We start from the raw sequence: 19628 nt of genomic DNA on the forward strand, positions 1-19628 counted from the left end.
GGGGCCCCGGGACGTGGTGCCGATCACCTTGCGACCGCCCCGGGATCGACCCCAGGACCACCCCCCGCGATCACCCCGTGGAGGTGGTCAGTTTGTAGTCCTGGCCGAGAATCACGGAGACGTCCGCGCTGGACGTGCCCGTGACCTTCTTCACGGTGCTGACGGGCAGGCCCAGCGTCTTCGCGACCTCGACGGCGTCGCTCTTCCTTGCCGCGTCGGTGTAGGTGATCTGGGACACGCTCTGGGCGGTGGCGGCCGTGCCGGAGTCCAGGAAGGTGTAGCCGCCGTTGACGAGGACCACGCGGACCTTCTCGGTGGCGTCCTTCTTGCCGGTGGCGTTCTTGATGCCGACGCGGACGGCGGACCCCGCGTCGGGGCTCTTCGCGGTGCCGCCCAGCACGTCCTTGATCACACTGTTGGTGGCGCTCTCGCTCAGGGTGCCGTCCTGCTGCACGGGCAGCAGCGCCGTCTTGTAGTCGCCGCCCTTGGCGAGGTCGGAGAGCTTGGCGAGGAAGGCTCCGAGGTCCTGGTCGGTCAGAGACGGGTCGAGGATCTGCGCCAGGGTCTGCACCGTGATGGTCGCGGCCTGCTTGTCGGAGGACAGCTTGCGCAGCACGCCCTGCATGACCTGTCCGAACCGCTCCAGTTGGGCGTTCTGGGACTCACCCGAGGCCCGGTAGGTGGCGTAGGCGACGGCCATCTTGCCGCTGAGGCTCTGGTTCTCGCCCTTCTTCACGAGGGGCGCCTCGCCCTTCTTCTTGGAATCGGGGTCCGGTACATCGGCGTTGGTGTTGAGGTCGATGTTGCCGACGAGTTCGACAAGGTTGTTGAGGTAGGGCGTGTCGAGGCGCCAGGTGCCCTGGATGTTGGTGCCGAGCACCGTGTCGATCGAGTCCCGGGTCCCGGAGGAGCCGTCGGAGCCGACGGACTTGGCGAGCGTGGTCGTCGAGCCGTCCTCGTCCGTCAGGGCAAGGGAGTTGGGCAGCAGGACGGTGGTGCCCTGTTTGGTGGTGGTGTTGTCGACGAGCAGCGCCGTGGAGGTGCCGCCGCCCTTCGTGTTGTGCAGGTGGACGACGATCACATCGCGGTTCTGGGCGCCCGTGGCCGTCGTCGCGGCCGACTTGCCGTCCGAGGAGGTGCCGGGCAGCTTGCCCGCGTACCAGAGGTACCCGACGCCGCCGACCACGACCAGGGCGAGCACCACGACCAGGGCGACGGTCCTGCTCCGGGCGCGGCGCTTGGCCTCCTCGCGGCGCTCGGTGCGGTTCTCGGTGAAGTTCAGCCAGTCGATGACGTCTTCGGACTCGGCTTCCTGCTCCTCGGCGAAGGCGAACTGCTCGGTGCGGTAGTCCCGGTCGGCCCGGGGCTCGTTCTCGTCCGCGGGACGCGCCTGCTGCGGGATGCGGGCGGTCTGCTCGGCGACCCGCGGCTGCTGCCCGGTGTGCGCCGTCTGCCCGTAGGGGTCGTACGCCGTCGCCGTCCCGGCGGCTGCGGATGCGCCGGCGCCGTACGGGTCGTACGCGGGGACGGCCGTCTGCTGACCGGTGTCGTAGGACGGCACGGATTGCTGCTGCCCGGTGTCGTACGGCGACACGGGCGGCTGCTGACCGGTGTCATAGGTGGTCGCGCCGGTCGCGTACGGGTCGTAACCGTAGCCCTGGTTCTGCTGGGCCCCCGCGTAGGGATCGTAGCCCCGTTGCGGTTGCTGGGGCGGCGCCTGCCGGTACACAGGCTGCCCGAACTCGTCGTAGCCGACGAGCTCGTACTGGTCGCCGCCTGCGTATCCGTCGTATCGGTCGTTCACCGGTGCCCCTCTCGGCTCACTCGCCGCGGTACAGCTCACGCTTGTCGATGTAGCGCACTACGCCGTCCGGCACCAGATACCAGACGGGATCGCCCTTCGCGACTCTCGCACGGCAGTCTGTGGACGAGATGGCCAGCGCGGGAACCTCGACGAGCGAGACGCCGCCCTCGGGCAGCCCCGGGTCGGTCAGGGTGTGGCCGGGCCGGGTGACGCCGATGAAGTGCGCGAGGGAGAAAAGCTCTTCCGCGTACCGCCAGGTGAGGATCTGGCCGAGCGCGTCGGCACCGGTGATGAAGAAGAGATCGGTGTCGGGGTTGAGGGCACGCAGGTCGCGCAGGGTGTCCGTGGTGTAGGTCGGGCCGCCGCGGTCGATGTCGATGCGGCTCACCGAGAACTGCGGGTTCTCGGCGGTGGCGATGACCGTCATCAGATAGCGGTCCTCGGCCGGGGAGACCTTGCGGTCGGACTTCTGCCACGGCTGACCGGTCGGTACGAACACCACCTCGTCGAGGTGGAACTGCGCGGCGACCTCACTGGCTGCCACGAGGTGCCCGTGGTGGATCGGGTCGAACGTTCCGCCCATGACGCCGAGGCGGCGCTTCCCCGGATTCGAGGGGCCGTTGCCGGGGCCGGTCGTCAGCCGGTCGGCCCCGCCTCTCACTGTGCCGCCCAGCGCGTCACGCGCGGCGTCGCCGACGGCACCGCTCTCCGTGTCACTCGCCGGACCGGTAGGCATGTCCTGCTCTCCCATGCGTGCAGACCCTACCGGCCCGGTCGACGGTCTCCGCCCGACAGGGGTCCCGGGGGACGGCCGCGGGTGGCCGAAATGGCTCAGCGGTCGCGGTTGAAGCGCGTAGTGATCCACAGCAGCAGGAGCAGGACGAAGAGGGCACCGCCCCCGGTCAGGAACGGGCTGAGGCTCTCGTGGTTGCCCCCCTGCTCGCCCTCGGCGGCAACGGTGACCAACTGTGCAGCAGTGCTGTGGAAGCTCATCTCGGCAGGACCTATCCGGTGTGGGCGGGATAAAGACGTCGGCCCATCGTATGCGGGGGCCTCGGTCACGATCACGCCGACTCCGCCGTCGGGGACGCCGGTTGCCGCGGCCTCCTCGGCAGGCGCACCCCTCAGGCACACCCTTAGGACGTCGCGTCGGTGGTCACGTCGGTCGTCGCGTCAGTCGTCGCGCTTGTACCCCCGCAGCAGGAACCAGGCGGTCAGGACCACTCCGACAATCATCACGATCAGCACGACACGGAGCAGATCGCCCGGGCCCTGCCTATGTGCCGCGCTCGCGGCCTCGGTGAGCCAGGCGGCTGCGGGGATGTGCTCCATGGCGTACGACTCCTTCTCTGTACTGCCCGTCAACGGTATATCCGCTTAGGCTGGGCCGTGCCTTGGGGGCACATAGGGCACTCAGACGCACATGGGGGAACACATGTCCGACGACGGCCACCAGCTCAACGGGCACGAGAACGTGCCGAGCAGGCAGCGCAGGCGCTTCGAGGGGATCTCCTCGCGCGCGTACGAACACCCGGCGGACCGCTCGGCCCTGGTGGCCCTGCGCAAGCTCAGCGGCTTCGACACGGTCTTCAAGGCCCTGAGCGGCCTGCTGCCCGAGCGCAGCCTGCGGCTGCTGTTCCTGTCCGACTCGGTGCGCGTCTCGGACGCCCAGTTCGCGCACCTCAACGCCATGCTGCGGGACGCGTGCCACATCCTGGACCTGGAGAAGGTTCCGCCGATGTACGTCACCCAGGACCCGCAGCCCAACGCGATGTGCATCGGTCTGGACGAGCCGATCATCGTCGTGACGACCGGGCTCGTCGAGCTGCTGGACGAGGAGGAGATGCGGGCGGTCGTCGGGCACGAGGTCGGCCACGCGCTGTCCGGCCACGCCGTCTACCGCACGATCCTGCTCTTCCTGACCAATCTGGCGCTCCGGGTGGCCTGGATCCCACTGGGCAACCTCGCGATCATGACGATCGTGACCGCGCTGCGCGAGTGGTTCCGCAAGTCGGAGCTGTCGGCCGACCGGGCGGGGCTCCTCGTCGGACAGGATCTGAAGGCCTCGATGCGCGGCCTGATGAAGCTCGCGGGAGGCAATCACCTGCACGAGATGAACGTGGACGCCTTCCTCGCGCAGGCCGAGGAGTACGAGACCGGGGGTGACCTGCGCGACTCCGTGCTCAAGATCCTCAATACCCTCCCCCGTACGCACCCCTTCACCACCGTGCGCGCGGCCGAGCTGAAGAAGTGGGCCGAGTCCCGCGACTACCAGCGGATCATGGATGGTCACTATCCGCGACGTAGCGAGGACAAGGAGACCTCGGTCTCGGACTCCTTCCGGCAGTCGGCATCGACCTATGCCACCAATGTGAAGAACTCCAAGGACCCGCTGATGAAGCTGGTCAGCGACCTCGCGGGCGGTGCGGGTGGCCTCGGCGGCCGGGTGCGGCGCGGGTTCGAGGGCTTCGCGAGCGGCGCGCCCAAGGACCAGGCCCCGCCCAAGGACCAGGCCCCGCCCCAGGAGCAGCCGCCCGGGGACAGTGCCCCCGGTGACGAGGACTGACGGTCACACCTTCGGCTGGGCGCTCGTCGCCAGTGAGCCGCACAGTGCCGTCGCGCTGCCCGTGGCGTACGGGTCGGTGCCGGCCGGGCCGCCCGCCTTCGCGGTCTGTCCCGCGAGCAGCGGATGCAGATGGTTCACCGAGTCCTCGGAGCAGGCGAGCGGCCCGGCCTGGACGTAGGAGACGGCCAGCTCGGCCTGGTTCATGCGCAGGTCGTCGCGGTCGAAGCGGAAGTGCAGCTCGCGCCGGACGGTGAACAGCGAGGCCTTCGCGCCGGCGCCCGAGCCGGTCGGCTTCAGGGCGTACACGAAGGTGTGGTCGGCGACGACCTCAAGGATGTTGGAGTCGAACTCTGCGGCCTGCAGGGTGCCCTGCACCCGGATCTTGGAGTCGGCGAGCTGGGTGCGGGAGGGATCGAAGCGGATCAGCCAGCCGGTCGGCGCGTGCCGCCCGTCGGCGGCCGGGTGGTCGAAGCTCTGGTCGAACTGGTCGAGCTGCCGCGGGTCGAGCAGGATCCGTACGGGCCGGTTGGTGGCGCCGGTGAGCACCTCGGGGTCGAGCGAGGACTCCACGAGGTAATCCTTGGCTGTGGTCAGCGCGGCCACGACCTGGCCCTCGGAGAAGTGCGCGGTGCGCCGGTAGGCGGGCATCGTGATGCCCTTGGCGCCGACGCGGAACTGGGCGGCGGGGCTGTGCGTGTACAGCTGGTCGACGCTCGTGGCCCCGGGCACGGCGGTCTGGGGCGCGAGGGGTATGACGGTCATGCGGAGCGGTTCGGGGGACTGGGCGGCCGGGGTCTGGTACGGGTGTCGTACGCCCATGTAGATCGCGGTGCCGAAGGCGACGGCGATCAGCAGGACCAGGATCAGCGCCTGCCGGGGCAGGCCGCGCCGGAGGGCGGGGCGGCGGCGTACGGCCGGGGCGTGGTCGGCCATGCGCTCCTGGGCGGAGAACTCCTGGAGGCGGGCAGCTCGGACGAACGACTCGTCGAAGACGACGGATCGGTATTCGTCCTCTCCACCTGCGGAAGCGCCCTCGGGTGTCCCCTCAGGTGGGTCTCCAGGTCCGCCCATACCTTCAGAGTAGGTCTCCGGGAGCCCAGGTAAACGCCCTGGTACACGACAAGTTCTGACAGGTTCTCACCAGGATCGTCAGGGACCGCCAGGGATCGTCAGGGTGTTCGAGGGTCCGCCGACACGGCCGGGTGGGAGTAGTCGGCCGAAGCGGAGGGAGCGGTGCCGGTGACCTTCTCCTGGCCCTGTTCGAGGCCTGTCGAGGCGGGTGGCGGGACCTGGTCCTGGGGGCCCGAGGAGGCCCCCCGGTAGACCGCCGTGAAGGCCAGGGCGACCATGCCGATGCCCATCACCAGGGCGAGCACCCAGGCGACGGGGCGGTGCCAGCGGGGCTGTTTTCCGTAGGCCCTGCCGAATCTGCCGTAGCGGCCGTACGACCCTGGAGCTCCGTAGCGGCCCTCCAGGACCTCGGTGTCGTCCAGGTCGTCCAGATCCGGGTCATAGCCGAAATCGCCATGGCCGTCGGGCCCGAAACCGTCCTCGTAGCGCTCGTCGTCGCCGCGGGCGCCCCGGGAGTGCGCCCGGCGCGCTTCGGCCTCGGAGGCCTCCGCGCGGGCCTCCGCGGCTGCTAGGAGGCGTTCGACGGCGGTCGGCTCATGGATCACCGCCGCACGTACGAAGTCCTCGTCGAAGACCACGGAGGCGAACTCTTCGTCCGCACCCCCGCGGTCGCGGTCGTCGTCGGGCTCCCAGCCGTCAGGGAACGGCGTGCCCCCCACGTCCTCCGGCACGGATCCAGAGTAGACCTGGGGGGTCATTTTGGGCAGACGGTATGGAAATTCATCTGCCTGACGAGACGCGTCTCACGACGAGGCGCGGGCCGCGGGCCGCGCACGGCACACCACGCGCGCCCCCCTGACGGCACGGACGCTCCCCCCTGACGCTGCAGCGCCGGACGCGCCCGTTTCAGCGCCGGATGTGCCCGTCGCCCGTGACGATGTACTTGGTGCTCGTCAGCTCCGGCAGCCCCATCGGCCCCCGCGCGTGCAGCTTCTGTGTGGAGATGCCGATCTCGGCGCCGAAGCCGAACTGGCCACCGTCGGTGAACCGGGTCGAGGCGTTCACGGCGACCGTGGTGGAGTCCACCAACTGGGTGAAGCGGCGGGCGGCCTGCTGCGAGGTGGTGACGATGGCCTCGGTGTGGCCGGAGGTCCACAGGCGGATGTGTTCGACGGCCCGGTCGAGCGAGTCGACGACGGCGGCGGCGATGTCGTACGAGAGGTACTCGGTCTCCCAGTCCTCGGGCGTGGCCTCGACGACGGTGGCCTTGGAGTCCTTGGCGTAGGCGAGGACGCGCTCGTCGGCGTGCACGGTGACTCCGGCGTCCGCGAGGGCGTCCAGGGCGCGCGGCAGGAACTCGGGGGCGATGTCCTGGTGGACGAGGAGCGTCTCGGCGGAGTTGCAGACGCTGGGCCGCTGGGCCTTGGAGTTGATCAGGATGTCGATCGCCATGTCGATGTCGGCGTGCGCGTCGACGTACACATGGCAGTTGCCGGTGCCGGTCTCGATGACCGGGACGGTGGACTCCTGTACGACCGTACGGATCAGCGAGGCGCCGCCGCGCGGGATGAGGACGTCGACCAGACCGCGGGCGCGCATCAGCTCGCGTACGGACTCGCGGCTCTCGCCGGGCACGAGCTGCACGGCGTCGGCGGGCAGCCCGGCGCCGCCCACGGCGTCGCGCACCACGCGGACCAGGGCGGTGTTCGACTCGAAGGCCGAGGACGAGCCGCGCAGCAGGACCGCGTTGCCGGACTTCAGGCAGAGGGCGGCGGCGTCCACCGTGACGTTCGGGCGGGCCTCGTAGATGATCCCGACGACGCCGAGCGGGACGCGGACCTGGCGCAGGTCGATGCCGTTCGGGAGGGTCGAGCCGCGGACGACCTCGCCGACCGGGTCGGGCAGCGCGGCGACGTCACGCACGTCCGCGGCGATGGCGCGCACGCGCTCGGGCGTCAGCGTCAGCCGGTCGATGACGGTCTCGCTGGTGCCGGCCTCGCGGGCACGCGCGATGTCCTTGGCGTTGGCCGCGACGATCTCACTCGTACGGACCTCCAGCGCGTCCGCGATCGCGAGCAGCGCGTCGTCCTTCTCGGCCCGCGGCAGGGGCGCGAGGTCGGCGGCGGCGGCCTTCGCACGGTAGGCGGCCTGGGTGACCGGGGACATCGAGTCGTACGGCGAGAGCGTGGTCATATCGGAAGGGTAGTGCGCCGAACGAGCCCGTCCAGCGCCCGTCCCACACCCCGAGACAGGGTCAAAAGGGATGTACGCGAAAAGGGATGTACGTCAAAAGGGATGTACTCCGACGGGAGTCGCCGGAAGCGGCCCGTACCCCTCGGCGATCCGCTGGTGGTACGTCTCACGGTCGATGACCTCCAGGCCGACGATCTCCCAGGGCGGGAGCTTGGCGGTCTGGCGGTGTTCGCCCCACAGGCGCAGGGCGACGGCCGCCGCGTCGTGCAGGTCGCGGGCCTCTTCCCAGTAGCGGATCTCCGCGTGGTCGTTGGCGTACCGGCTGGTCAGCAGGAAGGGGTGGTCGTGGGCCAGCTGTTCGAGGGCGCGCCGGACCTCCTTCAGCGGGGCCTCGCCGCCCGAGACGCTGAGCGTGACGTGCCACAGCCGGGGCTGGTCGGCGGGCTTCTCGCCCCCGTACGTCTCTCCGGCCGCGACACTCGTCAGGGCCCGCTCCTCGCCCGCCGGACGGGAGGCGGCACCACCTGGACGGGCAGCCGCACCTCCCGCACGGGAACTGGCCCCACCCGCGCGGGAGGCGGCACCACCGTGGGACGCTGCCGCCCCAGGGCGCACTCGTCTCACGACGGCCTCCTTTACGCAATGGTCGTAATGGTCGTACTGAATCCCGGAGTCTCCCTGCCCACAAAGTTGAGCAGGTGGGACGCCTCCGCGTGGCGCTTTTACACAACGTCCCCCGGCGAGGGCCTCGGAATCGGCCGTTTACGGGTGTACTGGACAGCTGTTTCGGAGGCGGTGGGAACAGGCGTCTTACTGGTGCAGGAGCACCAGGTCGTCCCTGTGTACGACCTCGCGTTCGTACTCCGGGCCCAGCTCGCGCGCCAGCTCCCGGGTGGAGCGGCCGATCAGCTGGGGAATCTCCTTGGCGTCGAAGTTCACCAGACCCCGTGCGACCGCCCGGCCGGTGCTGTCGCGCAGCTCGACGGGGTCGCCCGCGGTGAAGTCGCCCTCGACAGCCGCGATGCCCGCCGGCAGCAGTGAGGTGCGCCGGTCGACGACCGCGCGCACGGCCCCGTCGTCCAGGACGAGCGCGCCCTGCGGGGTCGAGGCGTGCTGCAGCCACAGCAGCCGGTCGGCGGAGCGCTTGCCGGTCGGGTGGAAGTACGTGCCGGTGTCCCCGCCCGCGAGGGCCTCGGCGGCGTGCACGGCGGAGGTGAGCACGACGGCGATGCCCGCGGCCGCCGCGATCCGGGCCGCCTCGACCTTGGTGACCATGCCGCCGGTGCCGACGCCGGCCTTCCCCGCGCTGCCGACGTCGACGTGCGCGAGGTCCTGCGGGCCGCGCACCTCCGCTATCCGCGAGGTACCGGGCTTGCTGGGGTCGCCGTCGTACACGCCGTCCACGTCGGAGAGCATGACCAGCAGATCGGCCCGTACGAGGTGGGCGACGAGCGCGGCGAGCCGGTCGTTGTCGCCGAAGCGGATCTCGTCCGTGGCGACCGTGTCGTTCTCGTTGACGACCGGCAGTGCGCCCATCGCCAGGAGCTTGTCGAGGGTGCGGGAGGCGTTGCGGTGGTGGGCGCGGCGGCTGGTGTCGTCGGCGGTGAGGAGCACCTGGCCGACGCGGATGCCGTGGCGGGCGCAGGAGGCGGTGTAGCGGGCGACCAGGAGGCCCTGGCCGACGCTGGCGGCGGCCTGCTGCCTGGCCAGATCCTTGGGGCGGCGGCGCAGCCCGAGGGGGGCGAGGCCGGCCGCGATGGCCCCGGACGAGACGAGGACGATCTCCTTCTCGCCACCACTGCGGCGCTTGGCGAGGACGTCGACGAGCGCGTCGACGCGGTCCGCGTCGAGTCCGCCCGCGGCCGTGGTCAGCGAGGAGGAACCCACCTTGACGACGATTCTGTGGGCCCCCGCCACGGCCTGCCTCGCCCCTGCCACCTGGCCTGCCATGTGCCCAGTCACCTGCCCTGCCACCTGCGGTGTGTCCCCTCGCGTCGGTCCGGCGGTCCCGCCGGGCAATCTACGCGAAGAGGCGGGGGCGGCGCCCGTCGGTCCAGCCTGCGGACGGCGTTCGACCCTGATGATCACCGGCGCGTAGCCACTCGCGCTTGGGATCACCAAGCCCATCAGAGACGCTCTGCCGTCAGGGCGCCAGTAGCCCTCGTCGGCCGGGGCGCCCATGGCCCCCATCGGTCTTGGTACGCGATTCATCGAACGCCCGTTCCGTACGCCCCCAGGGGCTACGGAACAGGCGTGTGTGTCAGCCCGCGCGGCGCGGCCCGAGCACCTTGCGCGCCACCTTGCGTGCGGTGCGCATGCCGGGGAAGCGGGCGGCGGGGGCGAACTTGAAACTCTCGATGGTGACCGTCTCGCGCGAGGTCGGGATGAACCAGCTGTCCGGGAGCGGTGCGTTCTTGTCGCGGAAGTGCGGGTAGCCGAGGTAGGCCTTGCGGCTGCTCGGGTCCACGTGGAGCGTGGGCGCCTTCTTCTTCTTGATGAAGTCCAGGACGTCGGCCAGGAGGTCGCCCCGGCCCAGCCCGGCGAGGTTCACCCGGAGCCGCTCGTTGACCTTGAGGCGGTCCGCGACCCCCTCGGTCCAGTACGCGTCGACCAGCGGCTTGGCCAGCGCGAGCTTGTTCTGTCTGACCTCTTCGCTGTCCCTGAGGAAGACGGGCCCGAACTGGGGCAGCAGGGTGATGAGGAAGGGCCGGACCATCAGGCCGTCGCGGCGCTTGCCCGCGGGCACATGCTCGGCGATCAGGCCCATCAGGGCGCGGGCGGAGTCGAAGCGCAGGATGTAGCTGCCGCTCTTGGTCACGTGCTTGCCGTCGTCGCGGCCGACCAGGTAGTAGCAGTCGTAGTCGGCGATCACGGAGACGCCGTCGGCGCGGAGGTAGGCCTCCATGGTGAAGAGGGCGTCCTCACCGGTCTTCAGCGACTCGTCGAAGTGCATGTCGTGCCGCGTGAGCAGCTCGCGCCTGAACAGCTTCTGCGCGCTGAGCGTGAACTTGATCTGCGAGGAGAAGACGTCCGTACGGGGCTGGGTCTTGCCCCACATCGACTTGGGGGCGTTGCGGTTGACGCCGACGACCTTGCCGAGCACCACGTCCGTGCCCTGCGCGTCGGCCATGGCGACCATGCGCTCCAGGGCCTCGGGGCCGAAGTAGTCGTCGGCGTCGAGGAAGAAGACGTACCGTCCGCGGGCCTTGTCGAGACCGACGTTGCGCGGGCCGCTGGGGCCGCCGGAGTTGGCCTGCCGGATCACCGTGACGGCCATGGCCACACGCTCAGCGAACTCCTCGAGGTACTCGCCGGTGCCGTCCTTCGACCCGTCGTCGACGGCGATGACCTCGATACGAGCGGGGTCGAGCGTCTGAGCCTCCACCGACTCCAGGGTCTTCACCAGGTAGGGCATGGCCTCGTACGCCCCGATGATCACGCTCACATCAGGCTGCGTCACGGTCACGTTTCTCCATTGTCATCCGAACATTTCCCCCGGTATCACCCAAGGAATACCTGGAGGACGATTAAATGCGCCAGTAGGTTGCCCGGCGGCACCCCAAGTGTGACGCAGTTCATACGTTTATCAGGAACGGTTCCCTCAGGAACCGGGTCCCTCAGGAACGGGACACACGGCACAGGGCCTGGTCACGAGGATGCTCCTCGTGACCAGGCCCTGTCATGCCGGGGCGGCGTGGCTCAGCCCTTCACGGCCCTACCGCCCGCCGTCTCGTCCGCCGTGGCCTTCCGCTGGCTGGGAACCGCGTTGGCCCCGTTGGCCAGCTCCACGGCGGCGGCCGACGCGCCGGTCTCCTGGCCGTGGTTGCGTGCCCGGGACTTCTTCGCCAGGTTGCGCACCGCGGCGTTGAACTGGTCGATCGAGGCCGGCTCGTCGGGGCCGAGCAGGTACTCCTTCAGCTCCCGGCGTTCGGTGGCCAGCGCGTCGGAGGACGGGTCGGTGACCTGGGCGAGCAGCGCGCCGAGCTCGGCGGCCGAGTTGGACAGGATCACGGCGGCGCGCACCGCGGTGTTCTGCCGCAGGAACTCCTCGACGCCCAGCTCCGCGGAGTCCGTGACCGCGTACGGCTTGCCGCTCGCGATGAAGTCGGAGACCACGCTGGAGATGTCCGAGACCATCGCGTCGGAGACGTTGAAGCAGTCGTACAGGCGCGGCTCGGCGCCTGTGATGACACGGTGCTCCCAGCTGCCGAAGGAGCGCCAGTAGGCGTCGTTCCACTCGGCGCGCATCCGGGCGACCTCGGCGTGCGCCGCCGTGTCGACCAGGCCGTCACGGGTTCCCTCGGCCTCGTCGCCGCTCTCGGTGACGCCGGTCAGCTGCTCGACACGGGCCTTGATGCGGGCCAGCTCGGCCTTGGCCTCGGACTGCGCCGCCGCGTCGACGGTGAAGCGGGGGTCGGCGGCGCGCTCGGCGGCCGCCTTCTCGACCAGCGCGACGATCTTCTCGTGGGCGGCCTTGGCCTGCGTGCTGCGGGTGCCGGTGAAGGGGTGCGGCTTGTAGAGGACGCGGACGGGCTGCTCGGCCTTCAGCAGGGCGCGCACGATGTTGGCGCCGGCCAGCAGGATCGAGGTGTTGCCGGGGTTGTCGTCCCAGCCCTCCCAGGTGGGGGCGTACAGGACGGTCGGGATACGGCCCTCGGGCACGCCCTGCCAGGTCTGGATCGGGGCGAGCTGCGGGCGGCCGACCTCGACGATGTCGTCGTCGAGGACACCGACGTCGGCGATGGCGTAGCGGTCGCGGCCCGCACGGCCGGCGGTCCACACCTCGTCGTACGCCTTGCTGAACGGGTTGACGCTGGCGAGCTTGTCGCTGTCGCCGTGGCCGATGAAGACGTGCTTCATGGTCGGGACGCGCAGCATGTGGATGTTCTTGCCGACGTTCGCCGCGTACAGCGCGACGCGCACCGTGGACAGGTCCATGTTCATCAGGTGCACCCCTCCGGGCACGCAGATGACCGGCACGGTGGTGGGCGCCATGCGCTCCAGGACGGCGCGCTCGCGCAGGAGGATCAGCGGCCGGGTGTCCAGCTGCTCCATCGTCTCCAGCCACATGTTGACCTGGTACGCCGAGTCCTTGGAGCCGGAGAAGTACAGCACCGTCTCCGGGCGGTACTCGCGCAGCCAGCCGTCGACCGCCGCCAGGACCTTGTCCGCGTGCGGCGGGGTCTTCTTGTCGCGGATGTACGGGACGAGCGCGACGACGTAGACGAACGCCAGCACCAGGCTGACCGCGATGCCCGCGAAGCCGAACACGTCGGAGTCGGTGGCGCCGGTGACGAGGACGCCGGCGACCGCCACCAGGTCGAGGTGGAGCATCTTCTCTGCGGCCCGGTTCACCAGCACGCGCGGCGGCGCGTCCGGGATGCGGATGCGCGAGGCCAGGTCGACGTTGCGGGTGGCGACGGGCATCTTGCGGCGCGACCGGATCAGGGTGATCAGCGCGCTGTGCGGGGCCTGGAAGCCGTAGAAGGCGAGGAAGCACGCGATCGCCGCGTAGAAGACCATGCTGTCGGACAGGTCCAGGCGTGCCAGCAGCAGGATCAGCAGCAACTGTCGGATCAGGAACCGGATGGACAGACCGGCGCGCACCTTGCTGAGGCGGTTGATCAGATAGCTGCCGCGCCGGTGCAGATAGTGGTCCGCCAGGTACGTCACGGCGGCTGCGGCGGCGAAGGCGCCGACACTCGGGAGGAGCGCGGCCAGCATCAGGCAGGGGAAGCCCAGCATCATGAGGGCCGCCGCGGCCAGCTCGGCCGCACTCCCCACCCGGGCAACGCGTATAGCGGTGGAAATCACGGAGAAACCTGCTCTTGAGGGGTGAGTGCCGGTTTTGGTACTGATAATTCCCGAAATGGGCCTTGTGGGGGATGGCGGACAATCCGGGAATTTTACGGATTCAGGCCTCTGTGAATGTGCGGCAAACGCGCAGCCGCAGAGGCCTGAATTCCAAGAAAACTAATGGGTGTTAATTACGCAACGCCGTCCTGACGGTCCAGCACCCCGGCCAGGGCCGCCTCGAAGCCGGAGCCCCGGCCGGCGCCGGCCGTCGGGTCCTGCTGCCGCACGTCGATGACATGACCGGTGAGTTCGGAGAGGAGGACGTCGAGCGAGGTGCGCGCGACCGCCTCGGAGGAGAGCAGTGAACCGGCGGGCTCCTGGCCGAAGGCCTTGGTGCGCATCGGGGTCGCGGTGCGCTCCGGGTTGATGCAGTTGACACGGATGCCGTCGCCGGCCCACTCGTCGGACAGCGCCTGGGTGAGGTTCACCATGGCGGCCTTCGTGGAGGAGTAGAGGCTGTACTCGGCGCGGCCGCGGGTGTAGCTGCTGGAGGTGTAGAGCAGCAGCTGGCCCTGGGTCTCGGCGAGGTACTTGTACGCGGAGCGGGCGATCTGCACCGGGGCCAGGTAGTTGACCTTCAGCGCTTCCTCGATCGTCGCGTTGTCCGTCTCCGCGAGCCTGCCTATGCGCAGCACGCCCGCGGTGTTGATGACGTAGTCGATGCGCCCGGTCTCCGCGTACGCCGTGGACAGCGCGTCGTCGACCTCCTCAGGGTTCTCGACGTGGGTGCCGGTGGTCGAACGGCCCAGCGCATAGGTCTTCGCGCCGTAGCCCTCGGCGAGTTCGGCGATGTCCTTGCCGATGCCGTACGAACCGCCGAAGACCACCACGGTCTTGCCGGTGAGCAGCTCGCGGTAGGCGGCCTCGCCGGCCTGCTCGGGCGCGGCGGTGGAGGCGAGCTGGAAGAGCTTGTCGGCGATGAAGACGTCGACGGGCTGGGTGACCTTCATGTTGTACTCGTCGCCCGCGACGACGTGGATCGGCACGTCCGGCAGGTACTTGAGTACGACCGAGCAGTCGTCGGTGGCCTGGAAGTTGGGGTCACCGGCCGCGACCTCGTAGGCACGGCGGATCGTGGACAGCTTGAACGCCTGGGGCGTCTGGCCGCGGCGCAGCCGGGAGCGGTCCGGGATCTCGGTGATGAACTCGCCGTCCTCACCGTGGGTGCGGGTCACGATGATGGTGTCCGCGGACGGGATGGCGACGTCGACGGCCTGGTAGCGCTCGAGCGCCGCCACGCAGTCGTCGATCACGCGCTCCGACAGCAGGGGGCGTACGGCGTCGTGGAAGAGGACGTTGGCGTCCTCGCCCTCGGCCAGGCCCTCGCCGAGGGCGGCGATCGCGCGCTCGGTGGTCTCGTTCCGCGTCGAGCCGCCCTCGATCACCTTGGTGACCTTCTTCAGCCCCGCCTTCGCGACGATCTTCTCGACGTCCGGCACATAGCCCGGGGCCATCAGCACGATGATGTCGTCGATCGAGTCGGCCTGTTCGAAGGTGGTCAGCGTGTGCTCGATGACCGCCTTACCGGCGATCTTCAGCAGCTGCTTCGGAATAGACAGACCCACGCGCTGACCGGTGCCGCCGGCGAGGATCACTGCGGTGGTACGGGGCTTGGCAATGTGCTGGGACACAGGTGGACCTACCTCGGGGCGACAGGGAGCCTCGGAATGCTCCCACTTTTGGTAAGCGTTGTGCAAGAGGAGCGTCGACTGGTGCCTATCCGCACGCAACCTGCCATTAACCTTGCACGCGCAGTAATTGCACCGTGACTCCCTTGCAGCAATCCATGAAATTGCTGTGCATGCCCACAGGGCCTTCTCGTCGCGGCACGTGACGCCGTGTCGGCTCAGCGCCGCCGCAGCCGCTTGAGGCAGCGGTGCCCGAGCACCTTCACGAGTTCCTTCGAGGACGTCTGGTGAACGCTGCGCGACTTGGCGGGCGCGGTGTTCCGCACCGGCGCCGCGGCCGCCGCTGCGAGCGCCCCGTACAGGGCCTGAGCGGCCACCGCGGGAGCGATCCGCGGCACGACGGACGCGTCGTCGGCCGCCGTCGGTACGGCGGACAGCAGCGCCGGATCACCGATGACCCGCACACCCGTCGCCGTGATCCGCTCCGTCATCTCGGCACCGATCCCGGCCGCCACCTCGACGGCCCACCGGGGCGTGGAGATCTTCACGTCCTGCGGCGCGGGGCTGCACGCGTTCTTCATATGCATGACCGCGCCGTTACGGATGAGTTTCGAATAGAGTTCGTCGGGCAACCCATTGCTGCGGAATTCCACATTAAGATTCCGCAGCATTTCGGTCTCGGCGAGAGTAAGGGAACGATTCACCGCGTCCGGAACGGGCCGCAGAAGATTCCCCGGCAGTCCCAGCAGTTGCTCAAAGGCGCGGAGCAGTCCGTCCCGGTCGCGGTCGTCGACCACGACGACGGTGACCCGCTCCGGACCGACGACCCGGCCCCACCGCTCCACCAGCCGGTCGTGCCGGTGCCGGTGCCAGAAGCTGGGATTGGGCTTCTCGTACGGGGGCTTGCGGAGCATGTGCTCCAGCCAGTCCTCGTAGCCCATGCGCAGACCGTTCTGCACGTACTGCTGCCACTGCGAGGGCATGATCTTCGCCAGCGGGCGCAGGGTGACCAGGACATGAACCCGGCCCTGGTCCCGGCCGAGGCCGTCGACGATCCGGGCGATGGCCTCGTCGTCGGGCGCGTCGGCGAAGAACTCGCTACTGACCACCGAGGTGCGCTTCCCGGTGGCGTGCACCGCGTCGACGAGCCGCTTCCAGTGCCCCTCGGTGGGCTTGATGTCTCCCATCATCCCGGGCAGGGCACAGACCGCGAGGGCCGCTTCCATGGGGTGCCTGCTGTGGGCCGGGAACTCGACACCGTGCCCGGCCATCGCGTCTTTCGCGGCGAACAAGGCGCCCTGGATCGACGTGGTCCCGGTTTTGTGCGGGCCGATGTGCAGCAGCCGGGTGCCGGGGGGCAGCGGCGCGGGGGCGCTCTTCTGGGCGGCTCCATCGGCCTTGAGGGCCTTGACGTCCTTGACGTCCTTGACGTCCTTGACGGCTTTTACGCCTTCCGCCTCAGGGGCCGCCGAGTCGTGAGTCGTACAGTCGGTCTCCATGATCAAGGGAGGTTAAATATCTTACCTGAGTCTTACCTGAGAATGTCCTGGGACTCACATGAGTCCGCGTGAGTCCCGTAAGCGTTGGAGACCCTCGTGAGTCCCAGAACAGCACTGCTCAGAGCAGACGTACGCCCGGCTTTCCCGCATCGACCCGCAGTCGGGCCGGCGTGCTGGATGCTGCGTCCGGCCGCAGGACGGTCTGCGGGGCGCGGACGGTGGCGTCGATGCCGTCGTGGCGGATGTCGAAGAGGTGGTAACCGCGGCGACGGGGCTGTTGATCTGTCAGTGTCTGGTGATCTGCCGGCGTCCGGCGATCTGCCGGTGGTTGACGTCCCACCCATCGTCACGCCCGTCGCCGCCGATGTCCGCGACCGACACGTCGGAGCCGACCGCCGGCCCCACCCCCTGGCGGGGCGGGCGGAGGCTCCAGAGGATCGTGGGCTGGGTGACCGTGGGCTGGGTGACGGTGGGCTGGGTCTAGAACGGCTCGAAGTCGTCGTACTCCTTGTCCGCGTCGTCCCGCTCCGCCTGCTTGTCGCGGCGGCGCTGCGCGGCGGGCCGGGGAACATCGAGGCGGTGGTCCTCGCCACGGCGGCCGAGCATCTCGGCGCCGGCCATGACGGTCGGCTCCCAGTCGAAGACGACCGCGTTCTCCTCGGGGCCGATGGCGACGCCGTCACCCGAGCGGGCGCCCGCCTTCATCAGCTCCGCCTCGACGCCTAGGCGGTTGAGGCGGTCGGCGAGGTAGCCGACGGCCTCGTCGTTGTTGAAGTCGGTCTGGCGGACCCAGCGCTCGGGCTTCTCGCCGCGCACGCGGAAGAGGCCGTCCTCCTCCTGGACCACGGTGAACCCGGCGTCGTCGACCGCCTTCGGGCGGATGACGATCCGGGTCGCCTCCTCCTTGGGCTTGGCGGCGCGCGCCTGCCCGACCATCTCGGCGAGTGCGAAGGACAGCTCCCTCAGGCCCATGTGCGCCACCGCCGACGCCTCGAAGACGCGGTAGCCGCGGGACTCCAGATCGGGGCGGACCATCTCGGCGAGGTCCTTGCCGTCCGGTACGTCGATCTTGTTGAGGACGACAATGCGCGGACGGTTGCCGAGACCGCCGTACTGCTTCAGCTCTTCCTCGATGATGTCGAGGTCGGTGACCGGGTCACGCTCGGACTCCAGGGTCGCCGTGTCCAGCACGTGGACCAGCACACTGCAGCGCTCGACGTGGCGGAGGAACTCGAGGCCGAGGCCCTTGCCCTGGCTGGCGCCGGGGATGAGACCGGGCACGTCGGCGATCGTGTAGACCGTCTCGCCCGCCGTCACCACACCGAGGTTGGGGACGAGGGTCGTGAAGGGGTAGTCCGCGATCTTCGGCTTGGCGGCCGACAGGACGGAGATCAGCGACGACTTGCCGGCGCTCGGGTAGCCGACGAGGGCCACGTCCGCGACCGTCTTCAGCTCCAGGACGATGTCCTGGAAGTCCCCGGGGACGCCGAGCAGTGCGAAGCCGGGGGCCTTGCGACGGGCCGAGGCCAGCGCCGCGTTGCCGAGGCCACCGCGACCGCCCTGGGCGGCGACGTACGACGTGCCGTGGCCGACGAGGTCCGCGAGGACGTTGCCCGCCCCGTCGAGCACGACCGTGCCGTCCGGCACCGGCAGGATCAGGTCCTGCCCGTCCTTGCCGGAGCGGTTGCCGCCCTCGCCGGGCTTGCCGTTGGTGGCGCTGCGGTGCGGCTTGTGGTGGTAGTCGAGCAGCGTGGTGACGGACTGGTCGACGACCAGCATCACGTCACCGCCACGGCCGCCGTTGCCGCCATCGGGGCCGCCGAGCGGCTTGAACTTCTCCCGGTGTACGGAGGCACAGCCGTGGCCTCCGCTACCCGCGGCGACGTGCAGCTCGACGCGGTCCACGAAGGTGGTCATGGTTCAGTGCCTCCAGAAACGTACGGGAATGTCTCAGCTGTAACACGCGAAAGGCGGACCCGCTTCCCGTGGGGGAAGTGAGGTCCGCCTCGCGAAAGAACCGGTCAGGCGACCGGAACGATGTTCACGACCTTGCGGCCACGGTGGGTACCGAACTCCACCGCACCGGCGTCAAGGGCGAACAGCGTGTCGTCCTTGCCACGGCCGACGCCGTTGCCCGGGTGGAAGTGGGTGCCGCGCTGGCGGACCAGGATCTCACCGGCGTTGACGACCTGACCGCCGAAGCGCTTCACGCCGAGCCGCTGAGCATTGGAGTCGCGACCGTTCCGAGTGGACGATGCGCCCTTCTTGTGTGCCATCTCTCCTCAGTCCCTTACTTCGCAGCCGCGGGGATCTCAGTGACCTTGATCGCCGTGTACTGCTGGCGGTGGCCCTGACGACGGCGGTAACCGGTCTTGTTCTTGTAGCGAAGGATGTCGATCTTGACGCCCTTGTGGTGGTCCACGACCTCGGCCTGGACCTTGATGCCGGCAAGGACCCACGGGTCGCTGGTCACGGCGTCGCCGTCGACAACGAGCAGGGTCGAGAGCTCGACCGTGTCGCCAACCTTGGCAGTGGAAATCTTGTCAACCTCAACGATGTCGCCGACAGCAACCTTGTGCTGGCGACCACCGCTGCGCACGATGGCGTACACGCGGATCTCTCTCTCGCTCGGAACGGAACCCCGCAGTCCAGCCACGCGCTGCGCGAGCGGCCTCTCCCGAAACGCATGACACGCAGGAACCGCATGACACGCAAAATTCCGGGAGGAAGAGGTTTACGGGGGTGCGGCGCGTCAGGGGACACGCCGACGGTCTAGGTTACGGGGCCCGGCTTGAGGGGTCAAACCGGGCCCCGACCCCCTCGCCACGGGCGAGGAACCGTCACCGCCCACCGGGACGGCCCGGCCCGTCGTCCGCCGGATACCGCTGCAACGCGGTTCCCGTGGCCACGGGGATCCGCGATCCCTCGTCTCCGGTCGACGAACGCCCCTTCCCCATTGCGCCGAATCGCGCACCACGCACACGACGGCGGCCCGCCCGGTGGGAACCGGG

17 protein-coding genes are annotated in these 19628 nt (G+C 69.5%); 1 reads left to right on the forward strand and 16 read right to left on the reverse strand.

What is annotated here, in order from left to right; translation table 11 throughout:
• Positions 1-70: 70 nt before the first annotated feature.
• From OG747_RS14325 to OG747_RS14340, 4 genes are all read right to left on the reverse strand, one after another.
• On the reverse strand, positions 71-1804 hold the full coding sequence (locus OG747_RS14325; protein WP_405879710.1) for an LCP family protein: 1734 nt from the start codon (positions 1802-1804) through the stop codon (positions 71-73).
• A gap of 16 nt (positions 1805-1820) precedes the next feature.
• Positions 1821-2387 carry a nicotinate-nucleotide adenylyltransferase gene (gene nadD / locus OG747_RS14330; RefSeq protein ID WP_248297702.1) on the reverse strand — a complete coding sequence of 189 codons (567 nt, stop codon included), beginning with the start codon at positions 2385-2387 and terminating at the stop codon, positions 1821-1823.
• Between the two features lie 248 nt (positions 2388-2635).
• Positions 2636-2797, reverse strand: a complete 162-nt coding sequence (locus OG747_RS14335) for a hypothetical protein (RefSeq protein ID WP_402036200.1) — start codon at positions 2795-2797, stop codon at positions 2636-2638.
• 180 nt (positions 2798-2977) lie between these two features.
• A complete protein-coding gene (locus OG747_RS14340) occupies positions 2978-3169 on the reverse strand; it encodes a hypothetical protein (protein WP_405886093.1) in 192 nt (63 codons plus the stop codon).
• Positions 3170-3239: 70 nt separating this feature from the next.
• Between OG747_RS14340 and OG747_RS14345 the strand changes: the two genes are divergently transcribed.
• Positions 3240-4370, forward strand: coding sequence for a M48 family metallopeptidase (locus OG747_RS14345; RefSeq protein ID WP_405879711.1), 1131 nt, complete (start codon positions 3240-3242; stop codon positions 4368-4370).
• 3 nt (positions 4371-4373) lie between these two features.
• Here OG747_RS14345 and OG747_RS14350 read toward each other — a convergent pair whose 3' ends face one another.
• From OG747_RS14350 to rplU, 12 genes are all read right to left on the reverse strand, one after another.
• The gene (locus OG747_RS14350; protein ID WP_405879712.1) at positions 4374-5441 is read right to left on the reverse strand and encodes a hypothetical protein; all 1068 of its coding nucleotides are present in this window, start codon (positions 5439-5441) and stop codon (positions 4374-4376) included.
• 98 nt (positions 5442-5539) lie between these two features.
• Positions 5540-6199 (reverse strand): hypothetical protein, encoded by a 660-nt coding sequence (locus OG747_RS14355; protein ID WP_405879713.1) that lies wholly within the window; start codon positions 6197-6199, stop codon positions 5540-5542.
• Between the two features lie 148 nt (positions 6200-6347).
• Positions 6348-7634 carry a glutamate-5-semialdehyde dehydrogenase gene (locus OG747_RS14360; protein WP_405879714.1) on the reverse strand — a complete coding sequence of 429 codons (1287 nt, stop codon included), beginning with the start codon at positions 7632-7634 and terminating at the stop codon, positions 6348-6350.
• Between the two features lie 93 nt (positions 7635-7727).
• A complete protein-coding gene (locus tag OG747_RS14365; RefSeq protein WP_405879715.1) occupies positions 7728-8258 on the reverse strand; it encodes a hypothetical protein in 531 nt (176 codons plus the stop codon).
• Positions 8259-8444: 186 nt separating this feature from the next.
• Entirely contained in the window at positions 8445-9551 is a 1107-nt protein-coding gene (proB, locus tag OG747_RS14370) for a glutamate 5-kinase (protein ID WP_405885539.1), read from the reverse strand.
• 343 nt (positions 9552-9894) lie between these two features.
• Entirely contained in the window at positions 9895-11100 is a 1206-nt protein-coding gene (locus OG747_RS14375; protein WP_405879716.1) for a glycosyltransferase family 2 protein, read from the reverse strand.
• A 233-nt stretch (positions 11101-11333) separates the two neighbouring features.
• A complete protein-coding gene (locus tag OG747_RS14380; protein ID WP_405879717.1) occupies positions 11334-13448 on the reverse strand; it encodes a hypothetical protein in 2115 nt (704 codons plus the stop codon).
• A gap of 173 nt (positions 13449-13621) precedes the next feature.
• Complete coding sequence (locus tag OG747_RS14385) at positions 13622-15121, reverse strand: D-ribitol-5-phosphate cytidylyltransferase (RefSeq protein WP_405879718.1); 1500 nt, start codon at positions 15119-15121, stop codon at positions 13622-13624.
• A gap of 215 nt (positions 15122-15336) precedes the next feature.
• A complete protein-coding gene (locus OG747_RS14390; protein WP_405879719.1) occupies positions 15337-16617 on the reverse strand; it encodes a hypothetical protein in 1281 nt (426 codons plus the stop codon).
• Positions 16618-17097: 480 nt separating this feature from the next.
• A complete protein-coding gene (gene obgE / locus OG747_RS14395) occupies positions 17098-18534 on the reverse strand; it encodes a GTPase ObgE (protein ID WP_405879720.1) in 1437 nt (478 codons plus the stop codon).
• Between the two features lie 104 nt (positions 18535-18638).
• Positions 18639-18893, reverse strand: a complete 255-nt coding sequence (gene rpmA / locus OG747_RS14400; RefSeq protein WP_028802588.1) for a 50S ribosomal protein L27 — start codon at positions 18891-18893, stop codon at positions 18639-18641.
• A 14-nt stretch (positions 18894-18907) separates the two neighbouring features.
• Positions 18908-19228, reverse strand: a complete 321-nt coding sequence (rplU, locus tag OG747_RS14405; RefSeq protein ID WP_007381993.1) for a 50S ribosomal protein L21 — start codon at positions 19226-19228, stop codon at positions 18908-18910.
• Positions 19229-19628 lie beyond the last annotated feature (400 nt).

The organism is Streptomyces sp. NBC_01384 (genome assembly GCF_045040035.1).
In the GTDB taxonomy this organism is placed as follows: domain Bacteria; phylum Actinomycetota; class Actinomycetes; order Streptomycetales; family Streptomycetaceae; genus Streptomyces.

Excerpts from the sequence above, each read along its gene's own strand:
- nadD (WP_248297702.1), bottom strand. The coding sequence starts at position 2,387 with ATGGGCGGAACGTTCGACCCGATCCACCACGGGCACCTCGTGGCAGCC.
- OG747_RS14355 (WP_405879713.1), bottom strand. The coding sequence starts at position 6,199 with ATGACCCCCCAGGTCTACTCTGGATCCGTGCCGGAGGACGTGGGGGGC.
- OG747_RS14360 (WP_405879714.1), bottom strand. The coding sequence starts at position 7,634 with ATGACCACGCTCTCGCCGTACGACTCGATGTCCCCGGTCACCCAGGCC.
- OG747_RS14350 (WP_405879712.1), bottom strand. The coding sequence starts at position 5,441 with ATGGGCGGACCTGGAGACCCACCTGAGGGGACACCCGAGGGCGCTTCC.
- OG747_RS14335 (WP_402036200.1), bottom strand. The coding sequence starts at position 2,797 with ATGAGCTTCCACAGCACTGCTGCACAGTTGGTCACCGTTGCCGCCGAG.
- rpmA (WP_028802588.1), bottom strand. The coding sequence starts at position 18,893 with ATGGCACACAAGAAGGGCGCATCGTCCACTCGGAACGGTCGCGACTCC.
- OG747_RS14345 (WP_405879711.1), top strand. The coding sequence starts at position 3,240 with ATGTCCGACGACGGCCACCAGCTCAACGGGCACGAGAACGTGCCGAGC.
- OG747_RS14390 (WP_405879719.1), bottom strand. The coding sequence starts at position 16,617 with ATGGAGACCGACTGTACGACTCACGACTCGGCGGCCCCTGAGGCGGAA.
- obgE (WP_405879720.1), bottom strand. The coding sequence starts at position 18,534 with ATGACCACCTTCGTGGACCGCGTCGAGCTGCACGTCGCCGCGGGTAGC.